Source organism: Streptomyces sp. TBY4 (genome assembly GCF_024213195.1).
GTDB lineage: Bacteria > Actinomycetota > Actinomycetes > Streptomycetales > Streptomycetaceae > Streptomyces.
In genome coordinates this window covers 448,514-464,550 of sequence record NZ_JANAVF010000007.1, presented here as the reverse complement: position 1 = coordinate 464,550, position 16,037 = coordinate 448,514, and the positions used below count along the sequence as shown (strand labels likewise).

At 74.2% G+C, this 16,037-nt stretch carries 12 protein-coding genes; 2 read left to right on the top strand and 10 right to left on the bottom strand.

Going from position 1 to position 16,037, the window contains the following annotated elements; genetic code table 11:
- Positions 1-156 precede the first annotated feature (156 nt).
- The 9 genes from NLX94_RS20280 to NLX94_RS20240 all read right to left on the bottom strand — a co-directional run bounded on the left by NLX94_RS20280 (position 157) and on the right by NLX94_RS20240 (position 13,042).
- Entirely contained in the window at positions 157-603 is a 447-nt protein-coding gene (locus NLX94_RS20280; protein ID WP_254384360.1) for a nucleoside 2-deoxyribosyltransferase domain-containing protein, read from the bottom strand.
- Between the two features lie 20 nt (positions 604-623).
- Positions 624-2,825: a bifunctional diguanylate cyclase/phosphodiesterase gene (locus NLX94_RS20275; protein WP_254384359.1), complete on the bottom strand. Its 2,202-nt coding sequence runs from the start codon at positions 2,823-2,825 to the stop codon at positions 624-626.
- Positions 2,826-3,213: 388 nt separating this feature from the next.
- Entirely contained in the window at positions 3,214-5,424 is a 2,211-nt protein-coding gene (ligA, locus tag NLX94_RS20270; protein WP_254384358.1) for an NAD-dependent DNA ligase LigA, read from the bottom strand.
- A 31-nt stretch (positions 5,425-5,455) separates the two neighbouring features.
- Positions 5,456-6,451 (bottom strand): methionine synthase, encoded by a 996-nt coding sequence (locus NLX94_RS20265; protein ID WP_254384357.1) that lies wholly within the window; start codon positions 6,449-6,451, stop codon positions 5,456-5,458.
- Entirely contained in the window at positions 6,448-7,137 is a 690-nt protein-coding gene (locus tag NLX94_RS20260) for an SDR family oxidoreductase (protein WP_254384356.1), read from the bottom strand. Before NLX94_RS20260 ends, NLX94_RS20265 begins: the two co-directional genes overlap by 4 nt.
- Before the next feature lie 100 nt (positions 7,138-7,237).
- On the bottom strand, positions 7,238-8,170 hold the full coding sequence (locus NLX94_RS20255) for a hypothetical protein (RefSeq protein ID WP_254384355.1): 933 nt from the start codon (positions 8,168-8,170) through the stop codon (positions 7,238-7,240).
- Positions 8,171-8,172: 2 nt separating this feature from the next.
- Positions 8,173-8,517, bottom strand: coding sequence for a DUF1330 domain-containing protein (locus NLX94_RS20250; RefSeq protein WP_254384354.1), 345 nt, complete (start codon positions 8,515-8,517; stop codon positions 8,173-8,175).
- A gap of 108 nt (positions 8,518-8,625) precedes the next feature.
- Positions 8,626-12,000, bottom strand: coding sequence for a S8 family serine peptidase (locus NLX94_RS20245; RefSeq protein ID WP_254384353.1), 3,375 nt, complete (start codon positions 11,998-12,000; stop codon positions 8,626-8,628).
- 61 nt (positions 12,001-12,061) lie between these two features.
- On the bottom strand, positions 12,062-13,042 hold the full coding sequence (locus NLX94_RS20240) for a GlxA family transcriptional regulator (RefSeq protein WP_254384352.1): 981 nt from the start codon (positions 13,040-13,042) through the stop codon (positions 12,062-12,064).
- Positions 13,043-13,158: 116 nt separating this feature from the next.
- On the opposite strand from NLX94_RS20240, the gene NLX94_RS20235 reads away from it, so the two are divergent.
- Positions 13,159-14,082, top strand: a complete 924-nt coding sequence (locus NLX94_RS20235) for an NADP-dependent oxidoreductase (RefSeq protein WP_254384351.1) — start codon at positions 13,159-13,161, stop codon at positions 14,080-14,082.
- Positions 14,083-14,135: 53 nt separating this feature from the next.
- Here the strand turns inward: NLX94_RS20235 and mnmA are convergent, their stop codons facing one another.
- On the bottom strand, positions 14,136-15,269 hold the full coding sequence (mnmA, locus tag NLX94_RS20230) for a tRNA 2-thiouridine(34) synthase MnmA (RefSeq protein ID WP_254384350.1): 1,134 nt from the start codon (positions 15,267-15,269) through the stop codon (positions 14,136-14,138).
- 69 nt (positions 15,270-15,338) lie between these two features.
- Here mnmA and NLX94_RS20225 point away from each other — a divergent pair, with 69 nt between their 5' ends.
- Positions 15,339-16,010 carry an N-acetylmuramoyl-L-alanine amidase gene (locus NLX94_RS20225; RefSeq protein WP_254384349.1) on the top strand — a complete coding sequence of 224 codons (672 nt, stop codon included), beginning with the start codon at positions 15,339-15,341 and terminating at the stop codon, positions 16,008-16,010.
- Positions 16,011-16,037: the final 27 nt, after the last annotated feature.

The following is a 16,037-nucleotide window of genomic DNA, read 5'->3' as shown; positions in this document are numbered from 1 at the left end:
CGCCCCAGACCCCGCGCCTCAAACGCCGGCGGGGCTGGATCCATCCAGCCCGCCCGGCGTTTGAGGGCACGGGCGCGGAGCGCACGTACGGGGTCCGGGCGGAGCCCGGGGAACGGTGGAAGGGCGGGTAGGGGACACCGCCCCGCAGGGCTGGGGTCAGGCTGGGCCGATGAGCTCGGCGCGGGCCGCGGACACCGTTTCGGGCAGGGTCCGGTGGACCTGGAGGTCCGGGCGGGACAGGCCCAGCTGCGTGACCACGTCCGCGCGCCGCGGGTAGCCCGGGTCGGCGCCCACGACCAGGCGGCGGTCGGGGGTGGCCGCGGCGGCGCCGAGTTCGTACAGGGTGATGGGCTGGACTGTCAGGGACGCATCGCATGCCGGGAACCAGAACAGCGTCAGATCGGCCAGCAGCAGGTGCCGGTACTCCCAGGCGATCTGGACGTCCGTCTGCGACGGATCGGCGACGTCGAAGTCCGTCCGCCGCGGGTTGAGCACGACGAAGTCGGCCAGCGCCACGGCAGCCGCCGACTGCCAGGGCGGACAGTGCGTGATCCCGCCCGCGAGGAAGACCGACGGCGGATCCCCCGGCCGGGGCCGGTGCACCGCCGGGGCCTCCACATACCTCACTGCGGCTGCGCGGCCGCCGCGGACGCCGCCTCCGCCGCGAGCTCCGCCGTGATGTCCGCCGGCCGGCGCCAGCCGCGCTCGCCGCGGGCCAGCAGCCAGGCCGTCGCCTCCTGCGGAGGCATCGCGGCGGCGACCAGCCAGCCCTGGACGGCGTCGCAGCCCAGGTCGCGCAGGCGCTCCCAGGTCTCGTCGTCCTCGACGCCCTCCGCCACGACCAGCAGGCCGAGGGAGTGGGCGAGGTCCACGGTGCAGCGGACGATCTCCGCGTCCTGCGCGTCCACCGCGAGCCGGGCCACGAACGAGCGGTCGATCTTCAGCTCGCTGACCGGCAGCCGCCGCAGGTGGACGAGGGAGGAGTAGCCGGTGCCGAAGTCGTCCAGGGACATCTTCACGCCGTGTCCGGTGAGCCCGGCCATGGTGTCGGCGGCCCGCTGCGGGTCCTCCAGCAGGACGTGTTCCGTTATCTCCAGCTGGAGCCCGCTGGCCGGAACCCCGTGCCGGGCGAGGCGCGCGGCCACGGCGCCCGCGAAGCCGGGGGTGTGGACGTCGCGCGGCGAGACGTTGACGGCGACCGGGACCTTGAGGCCCTGGGCCCGCCACCGGGCGACCTGCGCGAGCGCGGTCTCCAGTACGTACTCGGTCAGGTGCGGCATGAGGCCGGAGGTCTCCGCGATCGCGATGAACTCGTCCGGGGGGACCCGCCCGCGCTCGGGGTGCACCCAGCGCACGAGTGCTTCCAGCCCGGCCACCTTGCCGTCGAACCGGACCTTGGGCTGGTAGTGCAGTTCCACCTCGCCCGCGTCCAGCGCCCGGCGCAGGTCGCCGAGGAGGCCGAGCCGGTCGGGGGTGTTGCTGTCGCGCTTGGACTCGTAGACCTCGACCCCGGTCCGGTCCCGCTTCGCCTGGTACATGGCGACGTCGGCGCGGCGCAGCAGTCCCTCCGCGTCCAGCGCGTGGTCGGGGAAGACGGCGAGGCCGGCGCTGGCCTCCAGGACGAGGGTCAGCCCGTCGAGGTCGAGGGGGGAGCTGAGTTCGGCGACCAGGTTGCGGGCGATCCGCTGGGCGCTGGTGGTGGAGTCGGCGACGGGGAGGAGGACGGCGAACTCGTCGCCGCCGAGCCGGGCCGCCTCGGCGTCCGGGGGCAGGGCCTGGCGCAGCCGGTCGGCGATCTGCAGGAGCAGGCGGTCGCCGGCGAGGTGGCCGAGGGTGTCGTTGACCGCGCGGAAGCGGTCCAGGTCGATCAGGACGAGCGCCGCGCGGGTGCCGGAGCGTTCGGCCTGGTCGAGCGCGCTCCAGGCGCGCTCCAGCAGCCACTGCCGGTTCGGCAGGCCGGTGAGCGGGTCCTTCAGCTGCTCCTCGGCGCGGGCGCGGGCGATCCACAGCGTGGAGTCCAGGGCGATCAGCGGTACGGCGAACAGCGGCAGCAGCACCGGCTGCGATTCGGCGACCACGCAGATCAGCGGGGCGATGCCGAGGAGGGCGACGGCGACCAGGGCCTGGCGCAGCAGTGCGGTGCGGGCGACGGTGGGCAGTCCCCCGCCGCTGGGGGCGAGGGCGAGCCACAGCAGGATGCGGGTGACGAGGAGGTAGGCGAGGGCGACGAGGATGACTTCGGGGACCGCGTCGATCCCCCAGCCGGTGGGCCGCCAGGGGGCCTCGACGGAGGGCGACTCGCCGAAGGCGGCGAGGACGAGGGCGCCCGCGCCGATGCCGAGGATGTCGGTGGCTCCGTGCAGCAGGCCCTGGCGCCAGCGGTGCCTGCGGGCGGCACCGACGAGGGAGACCACGGCGAGGGAGACCAGGCCGGCGGGGACCCATCCGTAGAGGATGAGGACGCCGAGGGTGAGGGCCGCGCCGGATCCGGTGCCGCCCCACCAGCGGTCGCGGCCGAGGGCGACGAGGTGGCCGACGATGATGCCGGTGAGCAGGGCGAGCGCCCAGCCGACCGGGCCGCCGGGGAACAGGGCGTGACGGCTGGTCAGTGCGGTGATGACGCCGGCGCCGAGGACGACGGCGGCGAGACCCACGACGGCGAGGGGCAGCGCCGTGTTCCGGCCCGCCCGGCCCGTGCCCGCTCCGGTGTCGAGCGGTCGCGTTTGCGGTGCCCTGGTACCCAGGACACCGAGCCGGCCCGTCCGCATGGACGGGAACTCCCCGCCGAAATCTCGTGACGGGTCGGCGCTTTCGGTGGGTTTCATGCCCGTCCCTCTCACAGCCGGCGATGCCGATGCCACGCGATGGCCCCGATGTCATGCCATCACGGCTGGAAGCGCGCCAAGCAGCCGTGCACGACAGGCGCACCCCTCAACAGTAGGACGCGGGAGGCGTCCAGGGGCAGCGGTCGGCGGCGGTTGCCCGAATACGACCCAGCCATCCTCATCAGTACGGTATCCGCCGAACGGGTGAGTTTGGACCAGGACCCCCCGACCGCCCGTCCGATGATCCGACAGGCCGCGGGCCCGCCACCAGCCTTGTACCGGCCTCGGACGGGCCGGGTACCGGCCGCGGGCCGGCGGATGCCACCGCCGGCCGCGCCCGGCGCGCGCCCGCTCGTACGGCCGCACGCCACGCATCCGTTCGCCTTCGCTACTCCGCTTCGGCGGCGCCGTCCAGCGGGAGCGCGGCCTCGCGCGCCGCGTCGGGGCCCTCTTCCAGCAGGACCGCGAATCCGGCGTCGTCGAGGATGGAGAGCTTCAACTGCACTGCCTTGTCGTACTTCGAGCCGGGGTTGTCGCCGACCACGACGAAGGAGGTCTTCTTCGAGACGGACCCGGTGACCTTGGCGCCGCGGCTCTGCAGGGCCTCCTTCGCGCCGTCCCGCGTGTGGCTCTGCAAAGTTCCGGTGACGACGACGGTGAGCCCCTCCAGGGGGCGCGGTCCCTCCTCCTCGCCGGAACCTTCCTCCTCCATCCGGACGCCGGCCGCGGCCCACTTGCGCAGGATCTCCTCGTGCCAGGGCTCGGCGAACCACTCCTTGAGGGAGGCGGCGATGATGGCGCCGACGCCCTCCGCCGCCGTCAGTTCCTCCTCGGTCGCGCTGCGGATCGCGTCGATCGACCGGAACTGGCGGGCGAGGGCCTCGGCCGCGACCGGGCCGACGTGGCGGATCGACAGGCCGTTGATGACGCGGGCGAGCGGACGGCTCCTGGCCGCCGCGATGTTCTCCAGCATCGACAGGGCGTTCTTCTTCGGCTCGCCCTTCTGGTTGGCGAAGACCGTGACGATCTTCTCCTCGCCCGTCTTCGGGTCCCGCTTGGGCAGCCCGCTGTCCGGGTCGAGGACGTAGGCCTTGATCGGCAGCAGCTGCTCGATGGTCAGGTCGAAGAGGTCGCCCTCGTCGAGGAGCGGGGGGACGGCCGGCTCCAGCGGCCCGGTCAGGGCGGCCGCCGCGACCATGCCGAAGTTCTCGATGTCCAGGCTCTGGCGGCCGGCCAGGTAGAAGATCCGCTCGCGCAACTGGGCCGGGCAGGACTGGGCGTTGGGGCACCGGACGTCGATGTCCCCCTCCTTCATGGGGCGCAGCGCCGTCCCGCACGCGGGGCACTCTGCCGGCATGACGAACTCCCGCTCGCTGCCGTCGCGCAGGTCCACCACCGGCCCGAGGATCTCGGGGATGACGTCGCCGGCCTTGCGCAGGACGACGGTGTCCCCGATGAGCACGCCCTTGGCCTTGACGACCTCCTGGTTGTGCAGGGTCGCGAACTCCACCTCGGAGCCCGCCACCGTGACCGGCTCCACCTGGGCGTACGGGGTCACGCGCCCGGTGCGGCCCACGCCGACCTTGATGTCGATCAGCTTGGAGTTGACCTCCTCGGGGGCGTACTTCCACGCGATGGCCCAGCGCGGGGCGCGCGCGGTGGAGCCGAGGCGGCCCTGGAGGGCGATCTCGTCGAGCTTGACGACGACCCCGTCGATCTCGTGCTCCACCGAGTGGCGGTTCTCGCCGAAGTACGCGACGAACTCCCGGACCTCGGCGAGCGTGGAGACCACCTTGTTGTGCTGGGCGGTGGGCAGGCCCCACTCGTGCAGCAGCGCGTAGGCCTGCGACTGGTTCTCGATCTCGAAGCCCTCCCGGGCGCCGATGCCGTGCACGACCATGTGCAGCGGGCGGCTGGCGGTGACCTTCGGGTCCTTCTGGCGCAGCGAACCGGCCGCCGCGTTGCGCGGGTTGGCGAAGGGCTTGCCCTCGGCCTCGACGAGCCGGGCGTTGAGCTCCTCGAACTTCTCCATCGGGAAGTAGACCTCGCCGCGGATCTCGACCAGGGCGGGGATCCGGTCGCCCTTCAGCCGGTCCGGGACGTCGGCGATGGTGCGGACGTTGGGCGTGATGTCCTCGCCCGTGCGGCCGTCGCCGCGGGTGGCGGCGCGGGTCAGGCGGCCGTTCTCGTAGGTGAGGTTGACGGCGAGGCCGTCCACCTTCAGCTCGCAGAGGTAGTGGTAGTCGGAGGTGCCCGCGTCCCGGGCCACGCGCTCGGCCCAGGCCGCCAGTTCCTCGTCGTCGAAGGCGTTGTCCAGGGAGAGCATCCGCTCGCGGTGCTCGACGGAGGCGAAGTCCGTCTCGTACGCCCCGGCCACCTTCTGGGTGGGCGAATCGGGCGTGCGCAGCTCCGGGTGCTGCTCCTCCAGGGCCTCCAGCGAGCGCAGCAGCTGGTCGAACTCGGCGTCGCTGACGACCGGCTGGTCGTTCACGTAGTACCGGAAGCGGTGCTCCTCGACCTGCTCGGCGATCAGCGCGTGCTGCTCGCGCACCGCCGCCGGTACGGTCGATTCGCTGCCCTGCTTCTGTTCGGCTGCCATGCCGTGTCCTCCCGTGACCCGTCTCGATCCATCACTCAGGGTTGTCGGCGAGCGACCTCGCCGCCCTGACGCAGTGCGCCTGAACCGCCCGTGCGTAGGCGGGCGAAGCGCCCGCCAGACCGCACGCCGGGGTGACCACCACGGACTCCGCCAGAGTCCCCGGGGACAGCCCCAGCCTGCGCCAGAGCTTCCTGACACCCATGACGCTACCGCCCGGGTCCGACAACGGGCCGTCGGTCCCCGGCACCACTCCGGCGAAGAGTTTCGTACCGGCTTCGACGGCTTCCCCGATGGCGTCATCCTCGCGCTCGGTGAGCAGCGAGAAATCGAACGACACGCCCGAGACCCCGGCGCGCCGCAGCAGCCCGAAGGGCACCTCGGGGGCGCAGGAGTGGACGATCACCTCCCCGTCGTGGACGGCGAACAGCTCGCGGAGCGTCCCCTCGACGACCTGCCGGTCGACGGCGCGGTACGTGCGGTAGCCGCTGGCGGAGCGGACCCGGCCGAGCAGGACCGCGGTGAGCGAGGGCTCGTCGTACTGGAGGACGATCTCGGCGCCGGGGATCCGCTTGCGTACGTCGGCCAGGTGCTCGCGCACGCCTTCCGCGAGGGACCCGGCCAGGTCCCGGCAGGCGCCCGGGTCCTGGAGGAGGGCCTCGCCGCCGTGCATTTCCAGGGCGGAGGCCAGGGTCCACGGACCGACGGCCTGGACCTTGAGCCGGCCCCGGTACCCCTGGGTGAACTCCTCCAGGGCGTCGAGGTCCTCGCCGAGCCAGGAGCGGGCCCGCTTGCTGTCGCGGCCGGGGCGGTCGCTGATCCGCCAGCCGCTGGGCTCGACGTGCGCGTACATGTCCACGAGCAGCCCGAGGGAACGGCCGATCATGTCCGCGCCCGGCCCCCGTGCGGGCAGCTCGGGGAGGTACGGGAACTCCTCGAAGGAGCCGGTGGCGGTCTTGGCGGCCTCCCGGGCGTCGCCACCGGGGAGCGAGCCGACTCCGGTGGCCCCGCCGGCGGGGCTCGTGCTCATCGGCCGGGCCTGACGGTGAGGTCGCTGACCACGGCGTCGCGGGGCAGGTCGACGGCCATCACGATGGTGGTCGCCACGGACTCGGGGTCGATCCAGTCGGCGGCGTCGTAGGACTCGCCCTCCTGGGAGCGGACCTTGGCCTGCATGGGGGTGGCGGTGCGGCCGGGGTAGACGGAGGTGACGCGGATGCCGTTCTCCTTCTCCTCCGCGCGGAGCGAGTCGGCCAGCGCCTTCAGCCCGTGCTTGGAGGCGGCGTACGCGCTCCAGTCGGCGTGGGCGGCGAGCCCGGCGCCGGAGTTCACGAAGACGACGGTGGCGTGCGAGGCGCGCAGGGTCGGCAGCAGCAGCCGGGTCACCTCGGCGGGGGCGATCAGGTTGACGTTGAGCTGCTGGTGCCAGGTCTTGGGGCGCAGCTCCCCCACCGGGCCGAGGTCCACGATGCCGGCGATGTGGAGCAGCGAGTCGATCCGCTCGGGGATCGCCTGCTTGGAGAAGGCCCACGACAGCCGGTCGGGGTCGGCGAGGTCTCCGACGAGCGCGCTCGATCCCGGGTAGCGGTCGGTGAGCTGCCGGGCGCGGGCGGCGTCGCGGGCGAGGAGGACGAGGTCATCGCCGCGGGCGTGCAGGCGGTCCGCGACGGCGGCACCGATGCCCGAGCCGGCGCCGGTGATGAGGTGAGTAGCCATGCCGCCCATGCTCGCACCCCTCCCCGGCCCTCCGGCCCCCCGGCCACGGATGCGGTCGGGGGACGGGGGCAAAGGCGGGCCACCGGGCCGGGGCGAAAGGTCAAAGGGTCGCGGCGTGCGCCCCGATGATCACCTCGCGGGCCTCTGCCGCAGAGCCGGCCGCGAGCGCCGGGGCCAGGCCCCCGCCGATCAGGGCCCGGGGGGCGGCGTCGCGGACCGCCGCGCGGACGTCGCGGCGGGCTCCGGCCCAGCGGGCCAGCGCTGCGTCGCGGACCTCCGCCAGGGCCGCCACCCGGTCCGGCTCCCGCACGTCCAGCACCGGAGCCCGCCGCACGTGCTCCGCCCAGCGGTCCTCCCAGAACTCCACGGTCCACCCCGGCCACAGCTCGCCCACCTCCGCCAGTCCCGGCTGCCGGGTGGTGTGCCACCACCCCACGCGCCGCAGCCGCGGATCCACGTGGACCCCGCCCTCGCAGGCACCCGCGTACCCCGCGTGCGCCGGCTCGCCCGCCAGCCGCTCCAGCAGGGCCGGGCCCTCGTCCACGGGGTGGTCGCCGACCATCCCCAGCACGTGGCAGCGCCCGCCCACCGTGACGACCAGCACCGACGGGTCGGGCTCGGCGAGGTCCGGATCACCCGGCTCCACCACCGGGCTGATGTCCACCCGGCCCGGATACCGGCAGGGCTCCGCGCCGACGTACGCGCGCAGGCCGCGCTGGCCGTCGTAGAGCCATCGCACCCGCCAGCCCGGCCAGGCGTGCCGCAGCAGTTCGAAGGCCGCCGCCCGGGTGCGCGTGGAGGCGAAGACGCCTTCCCAGGCGAACAGCAGCAGGACCTTCGCTTCCGTGTCGACGAGCGCACCGGCCTCGCACATGTCGTCGTCGTACCAGGAGGAGCCGTCCGCTTCCGTGTGGTCCTCGGCGAACGGCACGAACGCCCGCGGCCCGGCGAGGAGGTCGAGGTCCAGGCCGACCGCGCCGAAGGAGGACCGGTAGCGCCGGCGGTCGACGAGGAAGGTGGCGCGGTTCGCCATCGTCAGAGGCCTGCCGCTTCGCGGAGGGCGGCTGCCGTCTTCGAGGCGTCGTAGTCCGCGGGGACGCCGTCGACCAGGATGATGTCGCCCGCGATGTGGTCCGCGCGGAGCGGGATCAGGGCCTGGTAGGCGGGCGAGGCGTACCAGGCGCGGGCGCCCTCCAGGTCCGGGAAGCCGATCATGACGACCGTCCCCGGCCAGCTGCCCTCCTTGACCTCGACCTCCCTGCCGTGGACGAGGAAGCGGCCCTGGAAGGGGTCCATGGTGGCCTGGATCTCCTCGATGTAGCGCAGGACGTCCTCGTTCATGCTCTCGGGGCGTATGTGGGCGATGGCGTAGGCGGTCATCTCGGGCCTCTACTTCCCTGCGGGATCGGCTTGTTGGTCCGATCCTGCCCGCCGGTGGCCCCGGAAGCGATTACTTCCGGGGTCATCGGCGGTGGGGTCGGCCGGGAGTCAGCCCGCGAGGTAGGCCCGCAGGACGGTCACCTCCGCCCTGTTGCCCGAGCGGTCGGTGACGGTGCCGCGCAGGGAGACGGTGCCGCCCGCGGCCGGGGTGCGCACGGAGACCTCGCCGTCCCGGATCCGCAGCGGCCGCCAGGTGCGGCCCTCGTCGTAGGAGACCTCGGCCCGCAGGGACCGCGGGTGCGCGGCGGCCGGTCCCTGCACGGTCACCGGGAAGGTGGCGGTGCGGCCGGCGGGCAGGGTGCCGTCGAGCCCCGTACGGGCGCCGAAGCGGACCACCGAGACCGGCAGGGCCGTCGGTCCGGCCGTCTCCTTCGAGCGGAACCACCAGGTCGCCGCGACCTCCGTGGAGGTGCCGGAGAGCCCGGGGCGCAGGCGCGTGGTGGTGGTCAGCTCGTACGCCGCGTCGCCCGCCGGGACCGTGAACGGGTCGCTCCGGTCGAGCGGGGCGTCGCTGCGGCCCGCTTCCGCCCCGTCCCGGCGCAGGACGGTGCTGCCGGTGGCCTCGTGGAAGCCGCCCGCGTGGTTCGCGCCGTCCGCCAGCAGCGGCACGGTGCCGCTGATGGTGGCGCCGTCGCGCACGATCCCGTGGTCGGCGTCCACGCGCGGGGCGAGGACCGGGGCGGCGAAGCGCTCGTGGTAGGTCCGGCCGCCGGTGAACGTGCGGCCGCTCTGCGCCGCGTACGCCGCCTCCTCCACCGGCAGGCCCTCGCCCTCGCGGCCGGAGATCTGGGTGAAGGTGAGGTCCCAGGTCACGCCGTCGCCGGTGGTCACGTACACCGAGGTCGTGGTGGGCAGGGGCCGCGGGACCGAGGTGGTGGTGGAGCCCAGGCTGCCGGGGAGGTTGCCGGCGGCCGTCAGCAGGCCGTCCTTGCCGGGGGCGGAGGCACCCATGCCCACCTTGAGGGTCGCCAGGTCCCGGGGCTTCAGGTGGCGGGTGTAGCCGGTGGCGAGCTCGGCCACGGGGCCGCCCAGGACGGCGTGGTACTCGGCGTCCGGGCCGTCCGTCCAGTGCACGTCCCACTGCTGGCCGAGGGTGCCGGCGGCGGGGGCCGGGCCGAGCTGGCGGCTGCGGAAGCCGGTGAGCGATTCGAGCCAGAAGCCGAAGGCGTACTCGGCTCCCGCCTCGCGCAGCGTGTAGGAGGGCGCCACGAACCCGGCCGTCGCCGTCTTCGAGGGCACCGTGATGTCCACCGGCCGGGTGGTGCGGGCGTCGAGGTCGACCGTGGTGTCGGCGGTGACGTCGAGGCGCGGCTGGGCGATCCAGTCGGCCCCCAGGGTGGCGTCGAGCGGGTCGGCCGTGATCACGCTGTCGAGCAGGTAACCGCCCTTGGGGACGCGCAGGGTGGCGGTGCCGGAGGGGTCGTACGCGTCGAAGCGGCGGGCCGGCGCGCCGCCCCGGACGCCCTGGACGGTGGTGGAGTGGCCGGCGGCCGGCAGGCCGTCGCGGCCGGTGTGGCGCAGCGTCAGATCGTAGGACTCGACCTCGCGTTCGACGACGGCTCCGGTGCGCACGCTCTGCCCCTCGGCGCGGGCCGTCGTGTACGCGCTGTAGATGCCGTCGGCCGTGCCGCCGAGGCGGGTGTCCACGGTCAGCGAGGTCTGCGCGGTGCCGCCCGCCGGGACGGTCAGCCGCCGGTCGCCGAGGGTGAAGAAGCCCTCGGGCGCGGGCTTGCCGTCGGGGCCGGAGGCGGTGACGGCGAGGTCGAGGGTGACGGGGGCGGCGGCGAGGTTGCGGTAGGTGATCGTGCGGGTCTGCGGGGTGTCGTCGCCGTGCGGCCAGCGCTGGGTCCCGAAGGCCAGCGACGGCTCCTGGGCGACCACGCTCTGGCCCAGCGCGGCGCCGACGGCGATCCGCCCGGTGCCCTGCTGGTACGGGGTGTACGCGCCGCCCTCGGCGGAGCCGGTCAGTGCCCCCTTGAGCTCGGCGCCCTTCCACTGCGGGTGGCGCTGCTTGAGCAGGGCGGCGGCCCCCGCGGCGTGCGGGGCCGCCATGGAGGTGCCGGAGAGGGTCAGGTGGCCCGCCGGGCCCTCTCCGTTCTCGCGGACGAGGAGGCTGCCGGGGGCCGCGGCCGCGGTGATGTCGACGCCGGGGGCGGTGACGTCCGGCTTGACCGCGCCGTCGACGGGGCGCGGGCCGGTCGAGGAGAAGGGGGCGAGGACCTCGGTGTCGTCGACGGCGCCCACGGTGAGCGCCGCGTCGGCACCGCCCGGGGAGTTGACGGAACCGGGGCCGCGGCGGCCGGAGTTGCCCGCCGACACGGTGAACAGGACACCGGTGGCGCTGAGCCGGTCGACGGCCGCTTCGAGCGGGTCGGTCTGCGGGGTGTCGGGGCCGCCGAGGCTGAGGTTGACGATGTCGGCGCCCTGGGCGACCGCCCATTCCATGCCGGCGAGGATCCCGGAGGTGCGGCCGCTGCCGCGGTCGCCCAGGACCTTGCCGTTCAGGAGCTTCGCCCCGGGGGCGACGCCCTTGAAGGTTCCTCCCGAGCGGGCGCCCGTACCGGCGGCGATGGAGGCGACGTGGGTGCCGTGCCCGGCCCGGTCCACGGTGTCCGCGGAGGCGGAGAAGTTCTGTTCGGCGACGACCTGGCCGGCGAGGTCGGCGTGGGTGGAGTCGATGCCGGTGTCGAGCACGGCGATCTTCACGCCGGTGCCGTCGTACCCGGCGGCCCAGGCCTTGTCCGCGCCGATCTGCCGGGTGCTCCGGTCCAGGGTGGCGGTGTGGACGGCGTCGAGCCAGACCGCGGCGATGCCCGGGGCCGCGGAACGGCCGACGGCGGCCCGCCCGGGGTCGGCGAGGGGGTCGGTGAGCGCCTCCCAGAGGGCCGCGGCCTCCCCGGGGGCCGCGCTGACGGCCTCGGCGTCGAGGGTGGGGTAGGAGCGGGTGACCTCGACTCCGCCGGCGGCCCGCAGCGCGGACCGGGCGGCGGTGGCGGGGCCCTCGTAGCCGATGATCAGCTGGAGGCGGGCGGAGGGGCCGGTCCGGTACTCGGGGCGGCTCAGCTCGGTGACGTCGAACAGCCGCGGGTCGAGCTTCCCGGCGCGGAGCAGCGGCTGGGCGTCGTACGGAACGACGCTGGTGCGTCCGTTCTCGGTGTGCACCGAGAACGGTATGCGGGCGCGGCCGGCGGCGCGTTCGAGGGAGACGGGTCTGCCGTCGGCGGCGAGGACGACGCGGTCGCCGGTGACGAGGGTGACGCGGGTGGTCGCGGACCGCGTCGCTGACGGGGCGGTCTCGGACCGCGTTCCTGACAAGTCGGTGCCGGGCGCCGCAGCGGCCGGGGTGGTCAGCCCCGCCGCGAGCGCGAGGGCTGCGGCGGCCGCGATCGCGGCCGCCCTCGCCCTGGCGTGGTGGTTGCGCACGTGGTTCCCCCTGAGAAGAAGAGTGCAGGGCCACGCAGTATGCCGATGTCCTGACGGTGCATCAATGGTGTGCAACAGCAGAGGAGTTGGGCTGGAAGGTGCGCCGGTAGGCGATCGGGGAGATGCCCAGCGCAGAACGCATGTGCTGGCGCAGCGAGTTCGCGGAGCCGAAGCCGGAGCGGTGGGCGACCAGGTCGACGGGGAGGTCGCTGGACTCCAGCAAGTGGCGTGCCAGTTCCAGGCGTTGGCCGGTGAGCCACTGCACGGGGGTCATGCCGACCTCGTCGCGGAAGCGGCGGGTGAAGGTGCGCAGGCTCATCCGGGCGTGGGCGGCCAGCTCGGCGAGGGTGATCGGCTCGGTGAGGCGCTCCAGGGCCCAGGCCCGGGTGGCGGTGGTGGTGGCGATCGTGGGGTCGGGGACGGGTCGCACGATGTACTGGGCCTGCCCTCCGTCGCGCCACGGCGGGACCACGCACAGCCGCGCGGTGAGGTTGGCGACGGCGCTGCCGTGGTCGGCGCGGACGAGGTGGAGCAGGAGGTCGATGCCGGCGGCCACCCCGGCCGAGGTCAGGATGTCGCCGTCGTCCACGAAGAGCACGTCCTCGTCGAGCTCGACCCTCGGGAAGGCCCGCCGGAACTCCGGCGCGTGGACCCAGTGGGTGGTGGCGGGCCGCCCGTCGAGCAGCCCGGCGGCGGCGAGCACCTCGGAGCCGGTGCAGATCGACACGATGCGCGTGCCGGGGCGGATCCGGGCGAGGGCCTCGGCGAGGGCCGGCGGCAGCGGCTCGCCGCGCACCAGCCCGGGCAGGCAGTGGGTGGGCGGGATGATCACGGTGTCGGCCGCCTCCAGGGCCTCCGGCCCGGCGCTGACACCGATGCTGAACCCGGCGTCGCTCTGCACGGGCCGGCCGTCCGGGGTGCAGACGGTGACCTCGTACAGGAAGCTCCCGCCCGGGCCGCGGGCGTTCCCGAAGACCCGCGAGGGCATGCCGAGCTCGAACGGGGCGACGCCCTCCAGGGCGAGTACGGCTACACGGTGCATGGCCAGATTCTGTCACAGGGTGGCCATACGGCCATCACCACGCGGGTCGGCGCCGGGCCAAGCTGGTGCCATCGGCCGGGGAAACCGGCAGGTCACTGCGGATCAGGGAGACATTCATGCGCGCCATCGTCGTCAGCCAGTGGGGCGGACCCGAGGTACTCACCGAGACCGAGCTGGACCGGCCGGAGCCGGGCATGGGCGAGGTCCTGGTACGGGTCCACGCGGCCGGGGTGAACCCGGTGGACTGGAAGACCCGGGCCTCCGGCGCCCTCATCCCCTGGGGGCCCGTCCCGGCCGTCGGCTGGGACGTCTCCGGCACGGTGGAGGCCGTCGGCCTGGGCGTGACCCTGTTCCAGCCGGGCGACGAGGTCTTCGGCATGCCCCGCTTCCCGTACCAGGCGGGCGCCTACGCCGAGTACGTGACGGCCCCGGCCCGGCACTTCAGCCGCAAGCCCGCCTCGATCGACCACGTCCAGGCGGCCGCGCTCCCGCTGGCCGCGCTCACGGCCTGGCAGGCGCTGACCGACACCGCCGGCCTGCGGCCGGGGCAGCGGGTCCTGGTGCACGCGGCGGCGGGCGGCGTGGGGCACTTCGCCGTCCAGATCGCCAAGGCGCTCGGGGCGTACGTGATCGGCACCGCGAGCGCCCCCAAGCACGAGCTCGTCCGCTCCCTGGGCGCCGACGAGGTGATCGACTACCGGACCACCGCCTTCGAGGACGCGGTGGCGGAGGTCGACGTGGTGATCGACGCCATCGGCGGCGACTACGGGACCCGCTCGCTGAAGGTCCTGCGCCCCGGCGGCCACCTGATCACCCTCAACGGTCCCGACGAGGTCCCGGCGGAGGCAGAGGCCTTCCACACCGGCTGGACCCTGGTCGAGCCCGACTACGCGGGGCTCAGGGCCGTCGCGGCCCTGGTGGAGGAGGGGAAGCTGCGGCCGGTCGTCGACACGGTGCTGCCCCTCGCCGAGGCCGCGAAGGCCCACGAGATCGGCGAGCTGGGCCGGACCACCGGCAAGATCGTCCTGACGGTGGCCTGACCCGCGGGCCGGCCCGACCCGCGGACCGGCCTGACCCGCGGGCCCCGGAGGCTCTAGACGGCCGCGGTGGCCCGGGTGGTCGCGGAGATCGTGGCGGAGCCGACCACGCGGGTGCCGTCGTAGAGGACGATCGCCTGGCCGGGGGCCACGCCGCGGACCGGCTCGGCGAAGCGGACGCGCAGTTCGCCCTCCACCAGCTCGGCGAAGACCTCGGTCTCGCCGCCGTGGGCGCGCAGCTGCGCGGTGTACGTGCCCGGGGCGGCGGCGGTGGAGCCGCACCAGCGGGGGCGGATCGCGGTGAGGGCGGTGACGTCGAGGGCCTCCACCGGTCCCACCGTGACGGTGTTGTTCACCGGGGAGATGTCGAGGACGTAGCGCGGCTTGCCGTCGGGGGCCGGGTGGCCGATCCGCAGGCCCTTGCGCTGGCCGATGGTGAAGCCGAAGGCGCCCTCGTGGGTGCCGACCTTCTCGCCGGTGGCCTCGTCGACGATGTCGCCCTCGGCCTTGCCGAGACGGTTCGCCAGGAAGCCCTGGGTGTCGCCGTCGGCGATGAAGCAGATGTCGTGGCTGTCGGGCTTCTTCGCGACGGCCAGGCCCCGCTCCTCGGCCTCGGCGCGGATCTCTTCCTTGGTGGTGAGGGTGTCACCGAGCGGGAAGAGGGCGTGCGCGAGCTGCTTCTCGTCGAGCACGCCGAGGACGTACGACTGGTCCTTGGCCATGTCGGAGGCGCGGTGCAGCTCGCGGGTGCCGTCCTCGTTCAGGACGACGGTGGCGTAGTGGCCGGTGCAGACGGCGTCGAAGCCGAGGGCGAGGGCCTTGTCCAGGAGCGCGGCGAACTTGATCTTCTCGTTGCAGCGCAGGCAGGGGTTCGGGGTGCGCCCGGCCTCGTACTCGGAGATGAAGTCCTCGACGACGTCCTCACGGAAGCGCTCGGCGAGGTCCCAGACGTAGAACGGGATGCCGATGACGTCGGCGGCGCGGCGGGCGTCGCGGGAGTCCTCGATGGTGCAGCAGCCGCGGGCACCGGTCCGGAAGGACTGCGGGTTCGCGGAGAGGGCGAGGTGGACGCCGGTCACGTCGTGCCCGGCTTCGACGGCGCGGGCGGCGGCGACGGCGGAGTCCACTCCGCCGGACATGGCGGCCAGGACGCGGAGGGGGCGGGGGACGCTCGGCAGGTTCTCAGTCATAGCCCGTCCAGGGTACGGGGGAACCGCGCGGGGTCACAGCGCGTTCTGGGTGGCAGGGGGTGGATCACCATGGGGAGCAAGGGCGACAAGGGCGGTACGGGGAACAAGGGGCGGCCCGGGCGGAGCCGCAGGGCCCTGCTGCTGGGCGGGCTCGGGGTGGTGGCTGCCGCGGCGGTCGCCGGGCGCGAGGAGGTCGAGCGGGCCTGGTGGCTGGTGCCGGGGGTGTCCAAGCCGCGGAAGGACGGCGAGCTGGACCACGCGGGAGCCTCCTGGACGGCGGCCTCCCCGGCGAACTGGCGGCTGGCGGACCGGCCCGCCGACTACCGGGTGGACCGGATCGTGGTGCATGTCACCCAGGGCGGCTTCAAGTCCTCGGTGGACGCCTTCAAGAATCCCTTCCACCGGGCCTCGGCCCACTACATCGTCGGCCAGGACGGCCACATCGAGCAGATGGTGCGCGAGCTCGACGTCGCCTTCCACTCGGGCAGCCGCTCCATGAACGAGCGCAGCATCGGCATCGAGCACGTCGGCTTCGTGGACCGGCCGAAGGACTTCACCGACGCGATGTACGGGGCTTCGGCGCGGCTCGCCGCCGACATCTGCCGCCGGTACGGCATACCCGCCGACCGCAAACACTTCGTCGGCCACTCCGAGGTCCCCGGAGCCGACCACACGGACCCGGGCCGCCACTGGGACTGGGACCGGTACCTCCGCCTGACCGGCGAGGCCCTGCGCGCCTGACCCGGGCGCCGGGACGAGGACGATGGG

Bases quoted from the DNA above. Each gene is read 5' to 3' on its own strand.
- NLX94_RS20275 (WP_254384359.1), bottom strand. From the start codon at position 2,825: ATGAAACCCACCGAAAGCGCCGACCCGTCACGAGATTTCGGCGGGGAG.
- ligA (WP_254384358.1), bottom strand. From the start codon at position 5,424: ATGGCAGCCGAACAGAAGCAGGGCAGCGAATCGACCGTACCGGCGGCG.
- NLX94_RS20265 (WP_254384357.1), bottom strand. From the start codon at position 6,451: ATGAGCACGAGCCCCGCCGGCGGGGCCACCGGAGTCGGCTCGCTCCCC.
- NLX94_RS20260 (WP_254384356.1), bottom strand. From the start codon at position 7,137: ATGGCTACTCACCTCATCACCGGCGCCGGCTCGGGCATCGGTGCCGCC.
- NLX94_RS20255 (WP_254384355.1), bottom strand. From the start codon at position 8,170: ATGGCGAACCGCGCCACCTTCCTCGTCGACCGCCGGCGCTACCGGTCC.
- NLX94_RS20250 (WP_254384354.1), bottom strand. From the start codon at position 8,517: ATGACCGCCTACGCCATCGCCCACATACGCCCCGAGAGCATGAACGAG.
- NLX94_RS20240 (WP_254384352.1), bottom strand. From the start codon at position 13,042: ATGCACCGTGTAGCCGTACTCGCCCTGGAGGGCGTCGCCCCGTTCGAG.
- NLX94_RS20235 (WP_254384351.1), top strand. From the start codon at position 13,159: ATGCGCGCCATCGTCGTCAGCCAGTGGGGCGGACCCGAGGTACTCACC.
- mnmA (WP_254384350.1), bottom strand. From the start codon at position 15,269: ATGACTGAGAACCTGCCGAGCGTCCCCCGCCCCCTCCGCGTCCTGGCC.
- NLX94_RS20225 (WP_254384349.1), top strand. From the start codon at position 15,339: ATGGGGAGCAAGGGCGACAAGGGCGGTACGGGGAACAAGGGGCGGCCC.